The sequence below is a fragment of the Amycolatopsis sp. NPDC114504 genome (assembly GCF_055633595.1).
Map to the genome: position 1 here is coordinate 1,047,138 of NZ_JBVKDU010000004.1, position 20,901 is coordinate 1,068,038.

Annotated in this window: 18 protein-coding genes; 9 read left to right on the forward strand and 9 right to left on the reverse strand. The window is 69.3% G+C overall.

Features of this window, described 5'->3' with window-relative positions; genetic code table 11:
* Window positions 1-3: 3 nt before the first annotated feature.
* Window positions 4-1,521, reverse strand: a complete 1,518-nt coding sequence (locus ACZ7PG_RS34540; protein WP_470243340.1) for a hypothetical protein — start codon at window positions 1,519-1,521, stop codon at window positions 4-6.
* 416 nt (window positions 1,522-1,937) lie between these two features.
* Here ACZ7PG_RS34540 and ACZ7PG_RS34545 point away from each other — a divergent pair, with 416 nt between their 5' ends.
* Window positions 1,938-2,240 (forward strand): hypothetical protein, encoded by a 303-nt coding sequence (locus tag ACZ7PG_RS34545; protein WP_470243341.1) that lies wholly within the window; start codon window positions 1,938-1,940, stop codon window positions 2,238-2,240.
* 331 nt (window positions 2,241-2,571) lie between these two features.
* On the forward strand, window positions 2,572-2,976 hold the full coding sequence (locus tag ACZ7PG_RS34550) for an aldehyde dehydrogenase family protein (RefSeq protein WP_470243342.1): 405 nt from the start codon (window positions 2,572-2,574) through the stop codon (window positions 2,974-2,976).
* Here ACZ7PG_RS34550 and ACZ7PG_RS34555 read toward each other — a convergent pair.
* The 7 genes from ACZ7PG_RS34555 to ACZ7PG_RS34585 form a co-directional block, all read right to left on the reverse strand.
* Window positions 2,971-4,287, reverse strand: a complete 1,317-nt coding sequence (locus ACZ7PG_RS34555; RefSeq protein ID WP_470243343.1) for a hypothetical protein — start codon at window positions 4,285-4,287, stop codon at window positions 2,971-2,973. The two genes, ACZ7PG_RS34550 and ACZ7PG_RS34555, sit on opposite strands and share 6 nt — an antisense overlap.
* 304 nt (window positions 4,288-4,591) lie before the next feature.
* Window positions 4,592-5,686, reverse strand: coding sequence for a hypothetical protein (locus ACZ7PG_RS34560; protein WP_470243344.1), 1,095 nt, complete (start codon window positions 5,684-5,686; stop codon window positions 4,592-4,594).
* Window positions 5,687-5,798: 112 nt separating this feature from the next.
* Window positions 5,799-6,017: a hypothetical protein gene (locus tag ACZ7PG_RS34565; RefSeq protein WP_470243345.1), complete on the reverse strand. Its 219-nt coding sequence runs from the start codon at window positions 6,015-6,017 to the stop codon at window positions 5,799-5,801.
* Window positions 6,014-6,523: a hypothetical protein gene (locus ACZ7PG_RS34570; RefSeq protein WP_470243346.1), complete on the reverse strand. Its 510-nt coding sequence runs from the start codon at window positions 6,521-6,523 to the stop codon at window positions 6,014-6,016. The genes ACZ7PG_RS34565 and ACZ7PG_RS34570 overlap by 4 nt, the downstream gene beginning before the upstream one ends.
* A gap of 83 nt (window positions 6,524-6,606) precedes the next feature.
* Window positions 6,607-6,999, reverse strand: coding sequence for a hypothetical protein (locus ACZ7PG_RS34575; RefSeq protein WP_470243347.1), 393 nt, complete (start codon window positions 6,997-6,999; stop codon window positions 6,607-6,609).
* A 43-nt stretch (window positions 7,000-7,042) separates the two neighbouring features.
* Window positions 7,043-8,098: a TRM11 family SAM-dependent methyltransferase gene (locus ACZ7PG_RS34580; RefSeq protein ID WP_470243348.1), complete on the reverse strand. Its 1,056-nt coding sequence runs from the start codon at window positions 8,096-8,098 to the stop codon at window positions 7,043-7,045.
* Window positions 8,099-8,127: 29 nt separating this feature from the next.
* Window positions 8,128-9,087, reverse strand: coding sequence for a hypothetical protein (locus tag ACZ7PG_RS34585; protein WP_470243349.1), 960 nt, complete (start codon window positions 9,085-9,087; stop codon window positions 8,128-8,130).
* Between the two features lie 404 nt (window positions 9,088-9,491).
* Between ACZ7PG_RS34585 and ACZ7PG_RS34590 the strand changes: the two genes are divergently transcribed.
* The 3 genes from ACZ7PG_RS34590 to ACZ7PG_RS34600 all read left to right on the forward strand — a co-directional run bounded on the left by ACZ7PG_RS34590 (window position 9,492) and on the right by ACZ7PG_RS34600 (window position 12,970).
* Complete coding sequence (locus ACZ7PG_RS34590; protein ID WP_470243350.1) at window positions 9,492-10,277, forward strand: sigma-70 family RNA polymerase sigma factor; 786 nt, start codon at window positions 9,492-9,494, stop codon at window positions 10,275-10,277.
* A gap of 176 nt (window positions 10,278-10,453) precedes the next feature.
* Complete coding sequence (locus ACZ7PG_RS34595; RefSeq protein WP_470243351.1) at window positions 10,454-10,759, forward strand: pilin; 306 nt, start codon at window positions 10,454-10,456, stop codon at window positions 10,757-10,759.
* A 429-nt stretch (window positions 10,760-11,188) separates the two neighbouring features.
* Complete coding sequence (locus ACZ7PG_RS34600) at window positions 11,189-12,970, forward strand: TrbL/VirB6 family protein (RefSeq protein WP_470243352.1); 1,782 nt, start codon at window positions 11,189-11,191, stop codon at window positions 12,968-12,970.
* Between the two features lie 111 nt (window positions 12,971-13,081).
* Here ACZ7PG_RS34600 and ACZ7PG_RS34605 read toward each other — a convergent pair whose 3' ends face one another.
* On the reverse strand, window positions 13,082-14,227 hold the full coding sequence (locus ACZ7PG_RS34605) for a hypothetical protein (protein ID WP_470243353.1): 1,146 nt from the start codon (window positions 14,225-14,227) through the stop codon (window positions 13,082-13,084).
* Window positions 14,228-14,394: 167 nt separating this feature from the next.
* Between ACZ7PG_RS34605 and ACZ7PG_RS34610 the strand changes: the two genes are divergently transcribed.
* Genes ACZ7PG_RS34610 through ACZ7PG_RS34625 form a run of 4 tightly spaced genes read left to right on the forward strand, consistent with a single transcriptional unit; the run spans window position 14,395 to window position 20,894 of the window.
* Window positions 14,395-15,474, forward strand: coding sequence for a PrgI family protein (locus ACZ7PG_RS34610; protein WP_470243354.1), 1,080 nt, complete (start codon window positions 14,395-14,397; stop codon window positions 15,472-15,474).
* Between the two features lie 6 nt (window positions 15,475-15,480).
* Window positions 15,481-17,304: a VirB4 family type IV secretion system protein gene (locus ACZ7PG_RS34615; protein ID WP_470243355.1), complete on the forward strand. Its 1,824-nt coding sequence runs from the start codon at window positions 15,481-15,483 to the stop codon at window positions 17,302-17,304.
* Window positions 17,301-19,802: a DUF8128 domain-containing protein gene (locus ACZ7PG_RS34620; RefSeq protein ID WP_470243356.1), complete on the forward strand. Its 2,502-nt coding sequence runs from the start codon at window positions 17,301-17,303 to the stop codon at window positions 19,800-19,802. Before ACZ7PG_RS34615 ends, ACZ7PG_RS34620 begins: the two co-directional genes overlap by 4 nt.
* Window positions 19,803-19,820: 18 nt before the next feature.
* On the forward strand, window positions 19,821-20,894 hold the full coding sequence (locus tag ACZ7PG_RS34625) for a replication-relaxation family protein (RefSeq protein ID WP_470243357.1): 1,074 nt from the start codon (window positions 19,821-19,823) through the stop codon (window positions 20,892-20,894).
* Window positions 20,895-20,901: the final 7 nt, after the last annotated feature.

Here is a 20,901-nt window from a genome sequence, read left to right on the forward strand (position 1 = left end):
GGTCTACCAGCTTTCGATCAGCTGCACGAGACTCGCCAGCACGAGCGGGTCGTCGTCGAAATCGCCGTGGCTGATCGCGGCTGCCCGCCGTCCAGGAGGAGCGTCGGCCGGGCTCGGCGACTCCACGACCCGCCCGTCTTCGGCGAAGTACTCGCGCACCTCCTTCAGCTTGGCCGACCTGCCCTGATCGGATGCCAGCAAGGAATCCAGGTCGCTTGCGAGGTACCGCGAAAGCCCGGTGAGCGGCACGACCGCGGAACGGTCACCCTCTCGCTCGAGCAGCCCAGATACCAGGTAAAGCAGTGAACGGGGATAGACAGCTCCGACGAGCCGGTCCTGCTTTTCCGCTTCAGGCGACATCGTGAACATTCGCAACCTCCCGACGAGGTCACCGGCCTCGGAAATGGCTTCTTCGAACGTCGCGGTCGTGCATGCGGGTGCAAGCAGTGCCACTTGGACCTGCTTCTCGGACCATGGCGAGCCCGGGAGCTGCCTTCGCTCGTGGACCGCCCGCAGGAAGTTGTCGATGAACACGGCGCCGGTCGAGTGGCCGACCAGAGTGATCCGCAGGTCCGACTTCGCCTTGAGACGAGCCTCGAGCGCTTCGAGAACGAGGTGGCCGCCACGAGCACCCGCTGCTTCGAAGGTATCGGCCGTCTCTTGCTTCATCGCCTTCCACACCGCGCCGCCGACGTTCGCGAGGTAGAACGCTCTCAAGAGCTCCTCGACGACGGTGGGGTACAGCCCGCTGTCGGTCTGGTTTCGGTAGCGGGCGATGACCGCTCGGACCACCTCGAACACCTTGCGCGCCAACGCGACCGTACTGGCGGCACCACGGGCATCGGCGGGGTTCCCCTTCGCGATCCCGGTGAGAACGTCGTGGTCCATAAGCGTCGATTGCGCCGGCGCGCTCGGGACTCCTCTCGCCCCGTGGTGGTCGGTCCACGACAACCCTCGTCCGGCGACCACGGCCGCCAGGTGCCGCCGGAGTTCCTGGTCCTGCTCGACTCCGAAGAAGAAGTCCGCTTCCTCCGCGGGGCTCGCCCCGACACGGGAATCGAGCTGTTCGCCGGCGAAGGGCTCCGTTCCTGTGTCCGGATCGTCCCACCGTTTCCTGTTCCCGAGCTTCCCGGAAAGTTCCTCTTCCGAGGGCGGCAAGCCAGTGGCTCCGGCCCGGCCGTCCTGCGGAGCCCGTGCCTTGCCCACGACCCAGCGGAGCACATGACGCAGCAGCCGTTCGAAGATTTCTTCACGGGCGATCTCGAGGACGTTGTTCCGGAGGATTTCCACCAGGCCCGAGCGCCAGACGAAGAACACCGGCCGCGCACCGGCGCCCTGGTAAACCGGAAGCAATTTTCCGGCTACCGCCGTGCCGGTGGCCGCGTCGACGAGCCCGCCGTGGAAATGCAGCACGATCCGGTCGCCGGTCGTGGCCTCGCCGATGATGCGCTCGACATCGGCGCGTGTCATCCCGACCAATTCGCCGTCGGCGCCGGTGTGGATCTCGTGATCATTCGACATGTTTCCTCGCAGATGTGCTCATCGGCTGCGACATCGGCGCAGGCATCCCTGGCCGTGCGCATCGAAGTCGTTCACCAGTTGCATTGCGTGACATCGCAAACGAACACATCACCCGTACGGCGTAGAAGCGTTATCGAGGATTAACCGAGAGGGGGCCGCCATCTAGAATTCGACGTCACGTCACGGTGACCGCCGCAATCAAAGCTTCCTCAAGAAGCCAGCAGCGTCGTCTGTTGTCCAGGCTTTGCGCCTCGTCGTGGAACCTAGCTCGGCGGCGGCAGGCCTGGTCCGACTAATGCGGCTCGGTCAGAACATCTCCGACGTGGAGGATGCCCGTGGGCCCCAGACCCCAGATGAGGCTGTTGACCGCCGTCGCCGCGATCGCGAGTTGGTCGACATAAACAACGAACCGCAGCATGTCCGCCGGGTCGGCCGCGGCCGACCTGCGCGGCTGCGCGGAAGAGCCCGTCGGTGCCGACGCTCTCGTCGCTGAACGACTGCCCGACCGTCAGATCTCCTACCAGGACCCGGTGAGCACACAGGCGATGGCACGCAGGGTGTACATCTGCGCATTGAACCTTCGTGGCCGCCCGGGAGCGCAACGCTCCCAGCACCGGCCCCAGCAGATCGAAGTCGAAGCGGTGATCGGTGGCGGTCAGGTCGAGTTGCCCGGCACTCGGCCCTGCTCCTGGCGGTCGAACTGCTCAACCGAGCGCTGAAGGGTCACCGGTCAACGCCTGCACCGGCTCGGGATCCGACCACTAAACCGTCTCTTGCTGACCTACATACAGGCTTGGACGGACGTGTGGAACCAACTGCCGAGCAGCGAATGTGGGCGTTCTACGAGGCAGACGGCCAAGAGGGACGGACCCCCGCTGGGAGGGGTGGCGACCGTGCTACAGCCGCTGCCCGCCGAGGAGAAGGCTGCAATCCGGGCAGGTTCGACCTCCGGACAGGTATCTGACTCGTACGCGTGGCCGTGGCGCTGGCCGATCTCGGCGTGAGGTGGTTCAGTCGGTGCGTCACAGCAGTCCAGCCCGACTCGCCACCTTGGCCGGCAACCCGTCGGATGCATCGGTCACGGTGGTCCGCGACGCGGACGAAGCGGTCGAGGTCGCGAACGCCACCGAGTACGGCCTGGTCACAGCAGCACAGACCGGCTCGCTGGAGCGTGGCCGCGACCTCGACCAGCGTCTGCGGACAGGCATCGTGCACGTCAACGACCAGACGCCCAACAACGACGCGTACGCACCCTTCAGCGGCACCGGAGCGTCCGACAACAGCGCCCGATTCGGCTCGCAGAGCAGCTGGGACGAGTTCAACCCAGTGGCATTGGGTCACCTACCGGGAGACAGCGCACCCATTCCCGTTCTGACCTGGAGACCTCAGAGTCGCCGGAGCCGACATTCCCGAGTCGGCTCCGGCCACCCGATGCGTCCCGGACCGCGGTCATGACATCAAACCTTGCTTACGCCACCGGCCGAAGAGCCGCCACACGTCGACGTCCTGACCGCTGACGAGCCCCTCGGCACGAAGCTGTGCCAGCAAGCGCAGACCCTCTTCGTCCTCACCAAGCAGGACCAAACGAGCCAGCTCGAATTCAGGAGGCAGCGGCTCGGTGTCCCAGGCGGCGACCTCGTCGCGAGTCGCGTTCACACCCAACCGTTCCTGTCGATCGAGCCAACTATCGACCCGACGGCGCTCACCCTCGACCGGATCAGCCGTCAGCACTCCCGCAAGCAGGTGGTAGCCCTCCGCTCGCAACCACGCACCCTCGGCAACAGCCTCTTCGGCCCAAGCCACTGTGATCGCAACCAGCTGGTCCGTCAACTCCGGACGCCGACGAGCGAGAAGCTGCCCGATCAGCCCGACGGTAACGGTCTCGCACAGGTCAATAACCTGACGCATGTACAACGAAGTCGGCTCCAGCGAGCTCCCAGGCGGCGGCGCATCAGACACCCGCGTCCGGTAGCGGTGATCAACCAATCCTTCCCGATGAACCAGCAGATGACGACGCTCGAACACCTCGATCACACCCAGCCAGTCCGCGCAGCCGGCCATGACGTCGACACCCAGGTGGCTGTCGAGATGGGACCGCCACGCCAGGAGGCCGCCCACCATCAGCTTCCGAACATCGGTCTCCAGTTGTGGATCGCTGATGCCGGAATAGCTATCCCGGCTCATCAGTTCGCGACGCAGTATCCGAAGTATGCAGACCTCCACTTGACCGCAGATCGCCGCAAGCAACGCTCGCAGTAAGAGCGGCTTGCGCGGACGGCGAAGGGTTGCGGCACCGTACGCCGCAACGTAAAGCTCGACTCCGGGCTCCCCAGCGAACTCCGTACGCAGCCGAGTAGCGATTCGTTCGACAATCGCGTCGGGCTGGAGGCGTCGGGCGATCACTGCGAACGGATCAGCTGTCATTTCATCAACAGCAACGCCGTCTCCATCGAACGCGGCGGCGACGAGCGCGCTCGCCTCTAGCTCGGCCTCAGCGAAGACGTCGTCCACCCGGCTTCGGACGTCCGGGGGGATGCCCGCCTGCCGCGCTGCGTCGCCGGCCACTTCCCTCGGTGAACGGGTATCGGTGCGCGCGGCGACCTCATCTGCGACCTGGATCAGCTCACGGCACCCAGCGGCAAAATCGCGGGCGGACCCGAGCTGCAGGAACAACTCGACCTCATCGGGCGTCTGGCCAGGTTCCGCGCGAAGTGCGGCGTCGGCAGAGGGTTCGTTCACCGTGGACCTTTCGATCTGGGCCGTCACCTGAGCCCACCTTGCAGCGCCGCATGTGCGACACCGAGCAAGCATCCTGGACGAGCGCCACACTGGCCAGTCGATTCGATGCTGACGCGGCGTGCGCCGATCCACTCGTCACGCAGGGCCGTCTACCTCACCCTGCTATAGCAACTTCGCGACGTCTGCTCCGTCCTGACGACGCAGTCGACACGTAGCGATCGCGGCCGCTCTCATCAAGAGCCGGAACGAATAGGGCGTTATACAACCACTGAATACCCTGCTGCCTTCTCGCAGCGACAGGGGGAACTCAGCGTCCACCTGCACGCAGGGATCAGTAGCCGGTTCCACCTGCCGTGTCGTCGACTGCGGCAGCTGCACGAGGGAACGGATCTCCGACAGGCCAATCCCGGGCGAGTCCTAACGCTGTGTGCGGCGCCGCTGCCGCCGGTCGATGGTCGACCTGGTTTCCCACGAGTCGCGCCGTCGACCACGTCGGCAGGACAGGTGCGGGGAACGAGCCTGCGCGGGGGCTCAACCACAAGGTGGGGCTCTTCTTCGTCCAGGTCCCGGGCACCGGATTGTCGACGACGAGCACTCCGCTCACCAGCGAGTGCTCGTCATCCCGACACGGCTTCCAGTAGCCGTCCGCTGCCAATGTCGGCGCCGGTCCAACTCCGGCGTCGGTGCGGTCGATCGTGCTGCCGTACAGGGACGCTTGAATGTCGTCATCTTCGACGAATGCGCCCGCGACACCTACCGCGACGATGTAAGGAAGCCCAAGTTTCCCGTACCTCGCGCCCTTTTTCTCGACCGCGCCGAGCAACGGCGAACCATCGATTCGGAACATGCTTACGCCCGGGTAGATAGCGATGATCCGCCCGCCCCGCGAGCCACGACGGCGCGGTATGGCACTGAACGTTATCGACCAGCCTGCCTCGCGCCAGGTGTATCTCGGAGAGCGTTGGTGCAACCCTCGTGCAGCAACTTGTTCCCGGTCCAGATTGGACAGCCACTGGGACAGCTCCGTCTTCAACCCCTTCTGCGGCGGCAGAGTCCGGCCCGCTGCATCGATCACCATGGACAGAACGAAATCCGGGCTCACAACATTCTTCTCAATCGAGTCACGCAGCTGAGCCGCCAGCCGGCCGTGCCGAGGATCATCGATGCGTTCGGCAGTCCAGATCGCTTCAACGACGAACTGATCACCACCGCGGGAGACCAGGAAGTCCGGCCTCCTTCCTCGGGTACCGACGGCCGCCTCAATCTCCACCGAACATCCAGAGCCGAGCAAAGACTCGTGCAGGTACAGCTCCCACAGTGCGGAATAGACATTCACATCCCGGTTGCGATCCAGAAGGCGGCTGCGGATGCCCGCGTGCAGTTCAACAGGCAGGTGGGAGCACCAGTCGTTGATGACGTCACGCACTTGGTCCCAGTATGGCCCTGCGATTCGGTCCAGGAACCCGGCCTGCGTCTCCATGGCCCCTTGCGGCGACGCATCCGTCCTGAGCCATCCGCTGTAGACAGTCACGACTACGTCACTCTCCGTTCCCGGCAGCACGTCGACGCAGGAAGTCGACGTAGTCAGCTCGAAGAACGGGGCGACAACGGGGACGTTTTCCGGCGTTGATGTCGCGCACGTACTGACCGAGCCGCTGCGGGTTCTTGCCGGACCAGCCGTTCGCCAGCGCCCAGCCTTCGATGGCTTCGGCGTCCATGTCGATGCCGGCGTCGCGCAGAGCGAGAAGCGTGCTCACGACGTGATCTTTTCGAAGCCCGCCGAGATGGTGTTGTTGTGGTTCACCGAACGGGCGAGACTTTTGAGTGCCTCGACCACGACGCCATCAAGCCCAGGCGTCAGCTCGGCCCACGGCGAGTCGTCGCCGAGCAGGGTCGGCCGCACTGCCGAAACCCAAGGTCTGATCGCGTCTTCGTTCCAGGTGAGGACGCATAGGGCTCGGACGCGGGAGCCGCCCTCCTGGATCAGCTGTCCGATGTCGGGCATATCCGGCCAGGCCATCAGGACCGGACCGCTGCTGCGAAGGTAACCGCCACCGCGTCCGGTCACGTGCTCGACATTCCGGTACCGAGCGACGAACTGTTCAAGTCTGCGACAGTTCCGCAGGCTGGACTTCAGGTGAGTCAACACGGAGACCGTGTCGTCGTCCTCCAAGTGCTCGCAGCACCAGTCGATGGCCGCGTCCAGTCCTTCGTCGTCGTAGCTGGCAACCGCTATCGGGTAGTCCACAGTGCGATCGAACATGGTGAGTTCCTTGCTCTCGCCTTCCCGACGATGGTACGGGCGGGCCACGACAAAGTCGGGCGGCGACGCACCGTCCTCACGATTTAGGGCAACGCCACGTGCACGCCTTCGGGTAGTTCCGCGCATCGGACCAGCAGGGCCGCAGGCTTGGGCAGATTGATACCCGTCGACATGATGAAATCGACTGGTTGGTCCTGGGCCAGATCGAACGGCTCTTCAGGCAAGCGCATGAGACGCTCTCGCGGATACTTGCCGGAATCCACCCGGATGTCGGTTGCCGCGGCATCGCCGACGTTCTGCAGGCGATATCCGGAACCGGTCAAGTGGGTGAGCTCGAACTTCGGCCGCCGACTTGCATGCTCGTCACGTCGCTCCTGCCTCCGATCAAGGACTTTCGTGACGCGTCCGAGCACGAACCCGCTAACGAGCGTGAAAGCAGGAACCGAGATCTGTAACCACAGCGGAGTGTCGCTCATAACGGTGAAGTCGCCTGGCAAGCACCCTCTGTTCCGCCGGTTTTCAGGCCGCCCAGTGTCCTGGCCCGCTCGCACCGTACTCGTGGTGGACGCTGATGTTCCCGGCTCGGCGAATCGTGTCCTCGTGAGCACGATCACCGGCCGCCTTGAAGACGACGACGTCCTCGTGAGCGATCAGGTGCAGCGGCAGACCGGCCTCGCGTTGCTTGCGGATGAAGTCGCGTTGGAAGAAGCTGCCGCGCGCGACCAGTTCGTTTTCCGCGACGCGGGCCAGCAGGGCGACGCACCGCTCGACTGGGACCAGGCCGGCCGCCGCACCGCAGGCGATGACCTGCGAAGGCAGGTCGATCAGCTCGGCGTGCTCGCGCCACGGCCGGACCGTGATCGCCACGTGGCCGCCCGGGCGCAGCACGCGTGCGCACGCGGCGAGGATGCGGGTGAAACCGGCCAGCAGGCGGTGGTGGCCGATGTTGGCGAGGTTGCCGCGGTCGAGCGCGCTACCGTAGCGGTAATGGCGCTTGCTGACCTTGCCGACGCCGGCCTCCCGGTCCGTGCTGACCAGGCCGTGCACCGACGGGCCGTACGGCGGCGAGGTGACCACCAACGCAACCTGACCGACGTACTGCTCCGGCAGGAGCGTCTCGAGCTGGCGGGCGTCGCCGTGAACGACCTGCCCGTTGTGGTCGTGGCCGCGCTCGCGCGCGAAGCGGAGGTTCGCGCGGGCGATGTCGGCCCAGTGCGGCTCGTACTCGACGCCGATCGCTCGGCGGTCGAGGTCGATCGCTTCGACGAGCGTGGTGCCGATCCCGCACATCGGGTCCAGAACGAGGTCGCCCGGCTTCGTGTAGTGCTCGATCGCGTGCGCGGCGACGGCGGGCAGCATCTTGGCCGGGTGCGCGGTCGACTCGGGCACGTACCGGCCCTTGCGCTGCGCGGCTGGCGAGGTCTGCGCGGTCGCCCACACCGATACCGGCAGCTCGTACCGGTCCGTTGGCGCGTCGGCGGGCGGGGTGTCGAGGCCGTCGATGAACGCGCGGGACAGCGGCGTGGTCGGCTCGTCGGCCTGCGCCCGCAGGCTGCTCTGCGGTGTGGTGGTCATGGTCGTGCACCTGTCCTTCGGCTAGTCGGTCATCGGAGGTCTGCGGTGTCGGCGTGGGCCTGGGCGAAAACGAGGACGTCGCCGTGCACGCGGGCGTGCGGCGCAGGCAGAGCGAAGGGCTGCGCGACGTCGTCGCGTACCGCGCGAGCGGGTTCGGGTAGCGCTTGAAGACGGCTGTTCCGGATCGGGGTGTGCAGGGTGACGATGTGCTGGAGGTAGATCAGGTCGGCGTTCTGCGCGGCGGCGATCATCACCCCGGAGCTGTCGATCAGGCGGCCGGTCGTCCAGTCGGGGTGGGTGTAGACGGCGAGGATGCCGCCGAAGACGAGAGCCCGGGCCGCCGCGATCGCGAAGGCCTCGACCGAGCTGCCGTTGCCGGAGTTCGGCGGCGGCGCCGTGATGATCAGGTCTGCCCGCCCGCGCTTCTCGGCCTTCGGTGAGCCTGGCTTGTCGCCCACGACAACCTCGGCCGGCGACGAGGTGTCCGTGACGAGCTTGGCGACCGCGGCGTCTCGTCCCAGCGCGCGCACGGCGTCGCGCGCGGCACGCAACTCGCGGTCACTGGCCCTGCGATGCGCCGCGTACGTCGGCCACGGCGCGAGCAGCACTCGTGCGTCGGTGGTGGAAAAGCTGGTCGTGATGGACTCGACGATCGACGCGGGCCAGGTCGCCGCCGGGTCGATGGGATCCGGGCCGGTTGTCCAGACGGTCGGCGGGATGGGCGGGAGCTCGCGTGTGCGTTTTGCCGCCGTGGTCGTCTTCGCAGCGCGCCGTGGGCGCGGGCCGCGGGGGTCGGGTGCGCCCGGGTACGGGATGCCGTTGGCCGGACGAATCCGTCGTGGACTCGTCGAATCGTCGCGGTTGGACGGTCGGGTATTCGAAGACGGCGGACGTCGGGTCACGAGTTGAACCTCCGGGAGCGAGCAGCCGACGATCACGGCGGCGGCTTCAGCGTTGTCGTCGGCTAACTCCGGGGACCGCGTCGGCAAGAGACATCACCGCGGCGAACAAGTTCTCCGCCAGCCGGAACCGCCGTCAGAGGCCGCTCGATGAGGTCCGCGGCCGCTGGTCAGAGACGTATTTCTGCGCTCGTACGCAGGCGTGACACGCTTTTGATGCGGCTTTGACACGGTCCTGACCTGGGCGTGAAGCGGTTTTGAGGCGGTCGGGCTGGCTTCCTGGCGACGTCACCTTCCGCTCGCTCAGGAGTGCCGTCATGGACTTGCCCACGCCACCGAAGCCCGAATCCCGAACACTGTCAGCTCGCGGTCGTTGTACCGAGCCCGGCGTCTTCGACGCCGCCCGCACCGCATTCGCCTGGCTCGTCACCGGCCCGCACCCGGTCGCCCTCGACGGCCGCCGGGTTCCCGGACTGCCGCCGAGGCTAATGCCGATGGACGACGTCGGCGCAGCGTTGATCGCCAAGGGCTGTCCACAAGAGACGCGGGACGCGGTGTGGACCGCGCTCGTGACGCGATCGCGCGCCGAAGGCGGCACGTGGACGGTCGCGTGCGTCGGGCTCGCGCTTCCGGTGTTGATCCCGGTGGCGGCGAAGCTGACCAAGCGGTTCCGCGGCGACGTCCACGACATCCACGCCGCGGTGTTGACCGGCTTCCTCGAAGCACTCCCCGACGTCGACCTCACCCGGCCGGCCATCCTCGTGCGTCTGCGCTGGGCCGCCTACCGCGCCGGTCACCGCGCGCTGCGCCACGCCCTCGACGCCGCAACACCACTGGCTGACCTCGGTGCTCGCGCGCCCGGACCGCCCGTCGCCGGCGGGCACCCGGACTTCGTCTTGCTCACCGCTGTTGAAGCCGGCGCGCTGACCACGTCGGAGGCGGCGTTGATCGGCGACACCCGCTTCGGTGAGCTGTCGCTGGCCGACGCCGCGCACGCGCGCGGCCAGACGTACAAGGCGACCCAGCAGGCGCGCCACCGCGCCGAGCGCAAACTCGCCAACCATCTCAGCTCCCTCCGCGACGACGACGCCGACCTTTCACGGCGAGGTCGGGCGACGCGACGGAGCCGACCTAGTGCTGAGAAGACGCGACGTCCGGTGTCTCCCCGCCTCTTGAATTCCGGAGTTGGTGATCGCGCGGCCCGATGGCCCGCACGCCCTCACCCATCCCGGTCCGAAGTGGAACCGGGCGCCGTTCAGGAGGCGTCCTCATGCGACTGATCTCGCACCGCCCCGGTCACCGTTCCGGCGCTCGCCGGCCGTCGAACCGGCGCGACCACCGAACCAACGCCCGGACTCGAGCCCGCGCAACGAGTTGCCGACGCGCCCGTCCTGTGCCGGAAGCTCCGATCTCTCCGCGGCCACGACGCCGGTCAGTTGTTCTGCTCGGCTGCACCTTGGTCGCCGCCGCGCTGGCGCTCACCGGGTCGACGGCGCGCGCCGAGACCGTCCAATATGTCGCGCTGGCCCAGACGGTCGACCAGGTTTTGTCGAATATCCGCTCATGGATCATGGGCATCCTCGCCGGCGTCGCGCTCGTGTTCCTCACCATCGGCGGGCTCCGCTATCTGATGGCGTCCAACGACCCCGGCGAAATCGAGAAAGCGAAAGGCGCCTTCAAGGCCGCCGGCATCGGGTTCGGACTGGCCGCACTCGCACCGCTCGTGGTCGAAATCCTCAAGACGATCGTCGGCGGGGTGTAGCCGATGTCCGCCCAGCGCCGGATGCTCGCACCTCCACAACGGACTCGCGCCGACGGACAACCGCGGTGGCGTCGTCGCGCCCTCCTGCTGGCCGCCTCGCTGGTCGTCGTGCTCAGCCTCGTCACCTCGGCTTCGGCGGCTTCGAGCCCACGCCCGGCGGAACCCGTGGGCCAGTCCGCTCCCGCGCAACCGCCGCTGCCGTTGCCGCCGAATCCCGGCTGCGCGCCGGGCTCGAGCGAACCGGCCTGCCACCCCCACCTCCCGAGTGCGACGCCGAGGCCGTCGATCCCGGCTTCTCCCCTGCCGCCGATCACCACGCTGCCCGCGCCGCCGACGTGCTTCCCAGGGTCGCTAGAGGCCGGTTGTACGCCGCCGAGTAGCTCGTCGGAGCCGTGCCAGGGACCGAACTGCATCCCACAGCCTTCGACGTTGGTCCCAAGCACACCACCGTCGGCGCCGATTCCCGACGGTGTCGGCGACGCCGCGGAGTGCGGCCTGACCGACCTCGCGGGCTGCATGGTCGTCGCCGCGAGCACGTTGTTCGCCGCGGTCGTCGCGGCCGGGCTCAACCCGCTGCTGGACCTGCTCGGCAAGACGCTGCTGACCACCCCGGAGCCGGACAAGCTACCAGGCCTGGGCGCGATCTGGGTCGGCTCGTGGCACATCCTGCTCGCCGCCTACGTCGTGCTCGTGCTCCTGGCCGGCCTGATCATCATGAGCTACCAGACGCTGCAGGCCCGCTACACCGTCAAGGAACTCGCGCCCCGGCTCGTGGTCGGGTTCCTCGCCGGCACGCTGTCGCTGTTCCTCGCGACCAAAGGCATCCAGGTCGCCAACGCGGTCTCTACCGCGATCCTCGGGATCGGTGCCGACCCGGCCGAGATGACCCGCGGCTTGATAACCATGGTGCAGGGCTCCCTGCACGGCGGCGGGCTGTTCCTCGGCATCCTCGGGATCGGCCTGGTGGCGATGCTGCTGGTGCTGCTGGTTGTGTTCGTCGTGCGGGTGATCGCCACGATCCTGCTCGTCGCCGCCGCGCCGATCGCGCTGATGCTGCACGCGCTCCCCCACACCGAGGGCATCGCCTACCTGTGGTGGAAAAGCACCGGCGGCGTGCTGGCCATCCAGGTCGGTCAGTCGCTCACACTCGTGGTGACGGTGCGGATCTTCTTCGCGCCCGGCGGCTTCACCATCTTCGGGCCGTCGCTCTCGGCGCTGATGAACCTGCTCTTGTGCATCGCGCTGTTCTACGTGCTGATCAAAATCCCGTTCTGGTTCCTCGCCCCGCTGCGCTCCGGCCGCCCCAGCCTCCTCGGACGGATCGCCCGCGGCGTCATCGCCTACAAGACGATGGGCCTGCTCAGCGGCGCCGCGGCCAGCCGAGGCGGCGCACGACCCCGACCTGGCGGGCCGAGCGCACTGGCAGATCCGCCGGCGACGCGCAACGGCCAGTTCATGCTCCCCATGCGGGTGCACCGCGTCTCCCGCCCGTTCCGGACCGCGCGTCGCGGCTGGGACGAACCGCCGCGCGAGGGCGCGCCGAACGAGCTCGGACTGGGCCCCGGTCAGCTGTCGATGTTCAGCTCTGCCGTGCGCGACGGCGAGGCGACGGTCCGCGCGAACCCGCGCGCGTTGCCGCTGAAGGACCTGCCGAACGCGCTGTCGGCCGACCAGCTCGGACTGCCGTTGACCGTTCGCCGCGATCCCGACCGCGCGCCGCGGCGCACCCTCGCCGAGGACCTCGCGGCCCCGGGAATCGCGTCGAGGCCTCCTCGGCAGGCCGGGTTGCTGATGCCGGACGGGCGGATCAACCGCAACGCTCGTCCGCCCGCGAAGCTGCCGAGCGCGCTGCTCGCGCCGAGCGCGGGCATGCTGCCGATCCACCTGCCACCCCAGACACCGCAGCCGGCGCGTCGCAGCCTCGCCGATGAGCCAGCGCGCACCAATCGTGTGCCGCAGACCGGCCCGGGACTGCTCACCTCCTCGGGCCAGATCAACCGCGCCGCACGCGCCCACCGCCGTCCGGCCCCCGACGCCTACAGCGGCAACCGGCCGCTCGCGTCCGGGCAATACCCGCTGCCCCTCGGCGTGCACCGCCGGCCGAAACCGGCACCGCCCGCCGAGCCCGCGCCGCCGCGGAAGCCGGCCGGCAAGCAGCTGCCGTTGCCGCTGGACCTGCCGACTCGACGGCGCCGCCCGACGTCGAAGTGAGGTAACGACGTCATGTCCCGTCCCGTCCGCATTCCGACGGTCGTTTCATACTGCACCTCTTGCGATTGTTGGGTCGGTTGGTTTCGGGCAGGGGCAGGGCGTCGTGGGGTGTCATGCTGTGTTGCTCGCGGTCCGCAAGGTCCCTTCGGCGAGTACATGTCCTGCCTTCAGCGCGTCGGCGACGTGGGGGACGTCCAGCCAATCTGGTCCCAGGTCGTCGTCCCAGCTGAAGATCTCCTCGGCGATCCTCAGTGCTTGGGTGTCGTTGGCCAGCAGCAGCGCTTCGGCGAGTCGCAGGTATTCCCCGGGTTGCTGACCGGCGTAGCTGGTAGCCATCGCGGCTACGTCCTTGACGATCTGCTGTCCGTGTTCCGGGTAGAGCGCGGCCAGGCAAGCGAGCACGAACCGGATCGCAGGCGGCTCGGTGTCCCACCGCGCCAACAAGGCGGGCAGCTGCTCGCCGACGGCGAGGTGCACCTCCGACGTCCAGGGCGCTGCCTCGGGGATCCGGCCGAGCATAGCGGCGCGGTCGGCGTCGCCGAGGAGGCTGACCGGCCAGCAATCTGCCGCAACGACCAGCCATGTGCAGAGGTCGAGCCGCCGCGCCGCGGGCAGTCCGCCTGTGGTGACCAAGCGGGTGATGAAGGGCAGCACTGGCCCGGTCGCGGAGTAGCAGGTCCCCTGGTGAAGCAGGTTGTCGCCGAAGAGCTCATCGAGGATGTCGGCCCATCGGTCGTCGTTCTGCGCGAGCGCCCGGATCAGCGCAGTGATGTCGTCGGCGGGACCATGGGCGTGACTGAGCTGGGCCCAATCGACATCGTTCAGCCCGGTCAGGTCGGCGTGCGCGTCGGAGCCGGGGTCTGGGGTCAGTTCCAGAGCGCGCGGCGAGGGCGCCGGCGCGACGAGAACGGTGGGAACCGGCGGACGTGCACCGGGATTGGTGCGCACGATCGGCCCGTTCTGAAGGTGCACGAGCATGCTGGGGTCGCAACGGCTACCTCCGTGACGGTATCCGCGGTGACTGCGTGCCAGGACCGCGGCGGCCTTGCCGACCGCGTCGATGGTGCGATGTCCCCGGGTGCTGACAGGGTACGGCCCCTCGTCCAGCGCGCTGACGATCCAGCCCTCGGGTTGTCCCGGGCGAGCGACGACCGTCGCGAAACCGTATTCGGCCAGCGCCTCGGCCAGTGCCTCGGCGCTTGTCCTGTCGGGGACCGCGTAGTCGTGCGTGCCTGCAACTGCCGACCAGCCAGCCATGTCCGCCCCTTCGGTTCTCGCGTCCGTTCCGGCAAGACTGCCAGGCCGGTCCATCGCGACCTGCGACCTGGGATCGCTGCTGGGGCCGGCGAGTCTCAGTTCTGCGGCAGCCATTCCGCTGGGCAGCTCGCGGCCGCACAACGGATGAAAGGGATGGGTAACCACCAATGAGCTACCATGAGACCCGGACGAATGGGCCCTACGCAGTTCGTATCCCCGCCGACGTCGACCGCCCCGACCGCGTGCTCGGCCCGCTCACCGCGCGGCAGCTGGCGATCCTCGGCGTCACCGGCCTGCTGCTCTACGCCCTCTACAGCGCCACCCGCGCCTTCCTGCCCCTGCCGCTGTTTCTGGTCGTCGCGGTGCCGGTTGCGCTGGCGGTGACGGTGCTGGCGCTCGGCCAACGGGACGGCGTCGCTCTTGACCGCCTGCTGCTGGCCGCGGTCCGGCAGCGCCTCGCTCCGCGCCACCAGGTCTCCGCGCCCGAAGGCATCCGCCCGGCACCGGCCTGGCTCACCACCGGACGCGACTCCACCGACGATGAGGTGGCACCGACGCCGCTCGAGCTGCCCGCTCGCGGCGTCATCAGCGGCAGCACCGCCGGCGTCGTGGACCTCGGACCGGACGGCCTCGCGGTGATCGCCGCCTGCTCCACGGTCAACTTCTCCTTGCGCACCCCCGCCGAGCAAGAGGCCCTCGTCGGCTCCTTCGCGCGCTACCTGCACTCGCTGACCGCGCCGGTGCAGTTCCTCGTCCGCGCCGAACGACTCGACCTCGCCCCGCAGATCGACGAGCTACGCGCCCGAGCCGGCGGCCTGCCCCACCCCGCACTCGAAGCCGCAGCGCTCGACCACGCCGACTACCTCACCCAGCTCAGCCGGCACGCCGACCTCCTGCGCCGCCAGGTCCTCCTGGTCTTGCGGGAACCCGCGCGCCCCGCCGTTGCCGAGAGCGTGACCTCGGCGCTGAGCCACCTCCGGCGCAAGCCCGCGGCAGAACCGATCGATCCCGCAGCCCGCACGGCGGCCGAACAGCGGCTCGCACGGCGGCTGAACGAGGCCACCGAGCTGCTCGCGCCGGCCGGCATCGTCGTCACCGCGCTGGACGCGACGACCGCGACCGGTGTGCTGGCCGCCGCCTGCAACCCCGACACCTTCCTGCCGCCGTCGGCCGCGCTCGCCGGCGCCGACGACATCGTCACCGCCGCACCGATCACCGACCTCTACGACGACTTCGAAGACAGGTGAGCCCGCATGTCCCGCATCCATGACCTCGGGTCGACGGCCGAGGCGTTCACCCCGGACGCGCTGTCGATCGGCGCACGCCACCTGGAAGTCGGCAACGAATGGGTCGCCTCGTTCGGCGTCACCGGCTACCCGCAGGAGGTCTACCCCGGCTGGCTCGCCCCGCTACTGACCTACCCCGCCCGGCTCGACGTGTCCGTCCACGTCCAGCCAGTCGACCCGATCACCGCAGCCAGCGGCCTGAAAAAGCAACGCGCCCGCCTCGAATCATCCCGCCGCCACCATGCCCGGCACGACCACCTCGACGACCCGGACCTCGACGCGGCCGCCGAAGACGCCGCCGACCTCTCCCGCCGCGTCGCCCGTGGCGAAGGCCGGCTGTTCAAGTTCGGCCTCTACCTCACCATCCACGCACCGGACGAAGAAGCGCTCGCCGAGGAGGTTTCGGCGCTGCGGTCGCTGTGCGCGTCACTGCTGTTGGACGCCAAACCCGCCACGTACCGCTCGTTGCAAGGCTGGGTCACCACCTTGCCGCTCGGCCTGGACTCGCTCGGTCTGAAAAGGACGTTCGACACCGCCGCCGCGTCCGCGGCGTTCCCCTTCACATCACCGGACATGCCAGCGGTGGATCCGACGTCGACCGCGCCGAGCGGCGTACTCTACGGTTACAACGTCGGCTCCCAAGGGCTGGTGCACTGGGACAGGTTCGCCTGCGACAACCACAACTCCGTCGTGCTCGGCCGCTCCGGATCCGGCAAGTCCTATCTGGTCAAGCTGGAAACGCTGCGCAGCCTCTACCGCGACATCCAGGCGTTCGTCATCGACCCCGAAGACGAATACGCCCGCCTCGCCGCGCAGGTCGGCGGCGCCTACGTCCACCTCGGCGCCGGCGGCGTCCGGCTCAACCCCTTCGACCTGCCCATCCACACCACCGCAGCCGGCCGGCGCACCGCGCCGCACGACGCCCTCAACCGGCGCGCGCTGTTCCTGCAGACCGTGCTCGCCGTATGCCTCGGCGCCGAGCTGAGCGCCGGCGAACGCGCCGTCCTGGACACCGCCATCGCCGCGACCTACGCCGCGGCCGGGATCACGACCGATCCGCGCACCTGGACCCGCCCGGCCCCGTTGATGCGCGACCTGCGTGACACCCTCGCGGCCGCCGCAGACGGCGTGGACCTCGCGGCCCGGCTGCACCCGTTCGTCGACGGCGCGTTCGCCGACCTCTTCTCCGGGCCCACGACCACCACGCCCGACGGGCACCTCGTCGTGTTCTCGCTACGGGACCTGCCCGACGAACTGAAGGCGATCGGCACGCTGCTGACCCTCGACGCCGTCTGGCGACGCGTCTCCAACCCCGCCGACCGCCGCCGACGGCTGGTCGTCGTCGACGAGGCCTGGCTGCTCATGCAGTCGCCGGAGGGCGCAAAGTACCTGTTCCGGATGGCGAAGACCTTCCGCAAGCACTGGGCCGGGCTCACCGTCGCCACCCAGGACATCGAGGACGTCCTCGGCAGCGACCTCGGCCGCGCGATCGTCGCCAACGCGGCCACCAGCGTGCTGCTGCGCCAATCCCCGCAGGCCATCGACCAGATCGCCGCGACGTTCAACCTGTCCGAAGGCCAGCGCCAGTTCCTGCTCACCGCCGACCGCGGCCAAGGCCTGCTCGGCTCCGGCACCGAATGGGTCGCCTTCCAAGCGCTCGCGTCGCCGACGGAAAACGTCCTCGTCACCACCGACCCCGCCGAGCTCGCCGAGATCGCGCAGGGCTTCGGTGACCCCGCCCTGGACGGGGTCGTCGACCTCGGCCCCGCTAGCCCGGGCGCCAGCTCATGAACCGCCACTGCGGGTGGGTCGGCGATTACCTCACCGATCCGTGGAGCGCCGTGCAGTACCTCCTCGCTGCCGTCCTCGAAGGGGTGTTGCGCTGGGGGCCGATCGCCATCCCGGTACTCGCCATCGTGATCTCGAGCCAAGCGGTCGGCCGGCGGTGGTGGCGAGCCCGTTGCCACGCCGCGCTGCTCGCCGACGCGCGGTGCATCAGCGTGCTGGCGTCACCCACCGTCGACCCCGCCGGCGGCGCCCTGCTGTGGTCCAACCTCGTCGGACTGCTGCGACCGAGCTGGCGACGCTGGTTCGCCGGCCAGCCGCACCTGGCGTGGGAGTACCGCTTCACCGAGCACGGCGTCGCCCTGCGCCTGTGGGTCCCGGGCGTGATCCCGCCCGGGCTCGTCGAGCGCGCGATCGAGGCCGCGTGGCCCGGCGCGCACACCCGCGCGGTCCCCGCCGACCCGCCGCTGCCCGAGCCCAGCGCTCGCCGGCGGACGGTCACGGTCGGCGGTCAGTTGCGGCTCGCCCGGCCCGAGGCGCTGCCGATCCGGACCGGGTTCGACGCCGACCCGATCCGGGGGTTGCTCGGCGCGCCGGTCGGGCTCGGCCGCGACGAGTACGCCAGCGTCCAGGTCCTCGCCCGGCCGGTCACCGGCCGACGGGTCAGCCGAGCACGTCGCGCAGCTCGGCGGGTACACGCCGGCGCGTCCGGACGGCTCGGCGGCCGCGTCCTCGACCTGCTCACCCCTGGAGCGGCGGCGACTCGGCCCGGACCCGCCCGGGATGCCCGCCGGATCAGCCACGACCCGCAGCTGTCCCTGGAGTACTCCGCTCAGAACCGGGCGATCGTGGGAAAGCAGCGCGGCTCGCAGTACGAGGTCGTCGTCCGCTACGCCGTCACCGCCCAGCTGGCGGCCGACGTCACCGACGCCGAAGCCCGGCAAGCTCGCGACACCGCCCGCGGCCGCGCGCACGCCCTCGCCGCGAGCTTCGCCGCCTACACCGAGCACAACTACTTCACCAGAACCTGCCTCCACCACCCGCAACACGCGCTCGCCGAGCGTCGACTCGCACGCGGCGACCTACTGTCCGTTCCCGAGCTGGCCGCCATCGCGCACCTGCCCGTCGACCTGGAGATCCCCGGCATCGAGCGAGCCGGTGCGAAAGCCGTCGCGCCGCCACCAGGCGTCGCCGTGCCCGGGCCCGAGGTCAAGCCGCTCGGGGTAGCCGACAGCGGCCACGCCCGTGGCATCGGCCTGCGCGTGCCGGACGCCCGCCACCACCTGCACGTGCTCGGCGCCACCGGCTCGGGCAAGTCGACGCTGCTGGGCAACCTGATCCTCGACGACGCGGACGCCGGCCGCGGCATCGTTCTCATCGACCCCAAGGGCGACCTCGTCACCGACGTCCTCTCCCGACTCCCGCGCGAAGCCGCCGACCGGGTTGTGCTCTTCGACGCCGACTCCCGCCAGCGCCCGCCCTGCCTCAACCCCCTCGAAGGCGGCGAGACCGACCGCGAGGTCGACAACCTCGTCTCCGTCTTCCGCCGCGTCTACTCCGCGTTCTGGGGCCCGCGCACCGACGACCTCATGCGCGCCGCCTGCCTGACCCTCCGCGCCCAGGACAGCGTGCCGACTCTCGCCGACCTGCCCAAGCTGCTCAGCAGCGAAGCCTTCCGCGCTCGCATCACCTCCGGCTTGACCGACCCGGTCCTCACCGGGTTCTGGGAGTGGTACGACGATCTCACCGACTCCAGCCGCAGCCAGGTCATCTCCCCGCTGATGAACAAGCTCCGCGCGTTCCTGTTGCGGCCCTTTGTCCGGGACGCGATCGCCGGCGGCCGGTCCACCGTCGACATGGCCCAGGTCCTCAACGACGGCGGCATCTGCCTGGTCCGGATCCCCAAAGGCTCGCTCGGCGATGAGACGACCCGGCTCGTCGGCTCGCTGGTCGTCGCCCGGACATGGCAGGCCACCACGGGCCGCGCTCGCGTTCCCCAGCGCGAGCGTCCGGACGCCTCGCTGGTGGTCGACGAGTGCCACAACTTCCTCAACCTGCCCTACCCGCTCGAGGACATGCTCGCCGAAGCTCGCGGGTTCCGGGTCGCTATGACGCTCGCGCATCAGCACCTCGGCCAGCTTCCCCGCGAGCTGAAGGAAGGCATTTCGACCAACGCCCGGTCGAAGATCTTCTTCAACGCCTCCCCCGAGGACGCCCGCGAGCTTGCGCGCCACACCGCGCCGCGGCTGTCCGAACACGATCTCGCGCACCTCGGCGTCTACCACGTCGCCGCCCGCCTCGTCGTCAACGGCGCCGAAACCGAGCCCTTCACCATGACCACCACTCCCCTGCGCCCCGCCGTCCCTGGCCGAGCCAAAGAAATCCGAGCCGAACTCCGCCGTCGCCAGTCCGAGCCCGCAAGCCGGACGGCCCCGCCGGAACGGACTCCCACGAGGCCGGCCGCCCACGGCCGCAAGACCGATCCACGCCGCGCGCGGCTCTGAGACCCGCGGAGGTTCCCGTTGATCACCACCACGACCCGGCAGCACCAGCTGCGCCAGCACCTTCCCGGCGCAACCACCGCCCGCGCGGCCAACTCGATCGAGCACCAGGCCGCGCTCGCGACGCGCCTCACGCCACGAGACAAGTGGCTGCTGGCCCTGCTGCACGAACACCGCGTTCTGACCTCGACCCAGGTGCAGGCCGCGGCGTTCCCCTCCGGCCGTTCCGCCCGCCAGCGGCTGCGCGAGCTGTACCTCTGGCGGGCGGTCAGCCGGTTCCAGCCGTTCCGGCAGCTCGGCTCGGCGCCAATGCACTACGTCCTCGGACCGGCCGGCGCCACCGTGCTGGCCGCCGAGCACGGCCTGGAGGTCAAGGACCTCGGCTACCGGCACGACCGCGCGATGGCCATCGCCCACAACCAGCGGCTCGCCCACACCGTCGGCGTCGGCGACTTCTTCACCGCCCTGATCGCCCGCAGCCGACGCGGCGACTCTGCTCGACGTGGTGAGGGGATCACGGCCTGGTGGTCGGAGGCCCGCTGCGCCCGCCACTTCGGGGACCTCGTCATCCCCGACGCGTATGGCCGCTGGCAAGGCGGCGCCGGCGAGCTCGAGTTCTTCCTCGAACACGACACCGGCACCGAGTCGCTGACCAAGGTCTCCCGCAAGCTGCTCGCCTACGCCCGCCTCGCCGACTCCACCGGCATCGCCACTCCCGTGCTCTTCTGGCTGCCGACCAGCCGCCGCGAGGCCAGCGCTCGCACCGCGCTCGCCCGCATCCACGCCGACCTCGACCAGACCGCCGACGTCCCCGTCGCCACCGCGGCCGCCGAACTCCTCCAGGCCGCCGCCTGCCCAAGTCCGGCGGACGAGGTCTGGCTCCCGCTCAACGCGAAGCCATCGAGTCTTACTTCCCCACGCTGCGCGCTCGGCGAGCTGACACGTGCTTGGCCGGCCCTTGCCTCGGCAGCGACCTCTGAACTCGACGACGCGGCCGCCTCGACATCCGGCCAGGCCGCGGCTTACCGGTTGCCGCCGCCGTCGCCCACCCCGCCGTACGCCACACCCAGCCGAACTCGCCATCGCGGGTCCTGATCTCGCG

Coding starts and splice junctions, on each gene's coding strand:
- ACZ7PG_RS34610 (WP_470243354.1), top strand. CDS start 14,395: ATGAGCTACCATGAGACCCGGACGAATGGGCCCTACGCAGTTCGTATC.
- ACZ7PG_RS34615 (WP_470243355.1), top strand. CDS start 15,481: ATGTCCCGCATCCATGACCTCGGGTCGACGGCCGAGGCGTTCACCCCG.
- ACZ7PG_RS34540 (WP_470243340.1), bottom strand. CDS start 1,521: ATGTCGAATGATCACGAGATCCACACCGGCGCCGACGGCGAATTGGTC.
- ACZ7PG_RS34590 (WP_470243350.1), top strand. CDS start 9,492: ATGGACGACGTCGGCGCAGCGTTGATCGCCAAGGGCTGTCCACAAGAG.
- ACZ7PG_RS34575 (WP_470243347.1), bottom strand. CDS start 6,999: ATGAGCGACACTCCGCTGTGGTTACAGATCTCGGTTCCTGCTTTCACG.
- ACZ7PG_RS34605 (WP_470243353.1), bottom strand. CDS start 14,227: ATGGCTGGCTGGTCGGCAGTTGCAGGCACGCACGACTACGCGGTCCCC.
- ACZ7PG_RS34570 (WP_470243346.1), bottom strand. CDS start 6,523: ATGTTCGATCGCACTGTGGACTACCCGATAGCGGTTGCCAGCTACGAC.
- ACZ7PG_RS34620 (WP_470243356.1), top strand. CDS start 17,301: ATGAACCGCCACTGCGGGTGGGTCGGCGATTACCTCACCGATCCGTGG.
- ACZ7PG_RS34580 (WP_470243348.1), bottom strand. CDS start 8,098: ATGACCACCACACCGCAGAGCAGCCTGCGGGCGCAGGCCGACGAGCCG.
- ACZ7PG_RS34545 (WP_470243341.1), top strand. CDS start 1,938: ATGTCCGCCGGGTCGGCCGCGGCCGACCTGCGCGGCTGCGCGGAAGAG.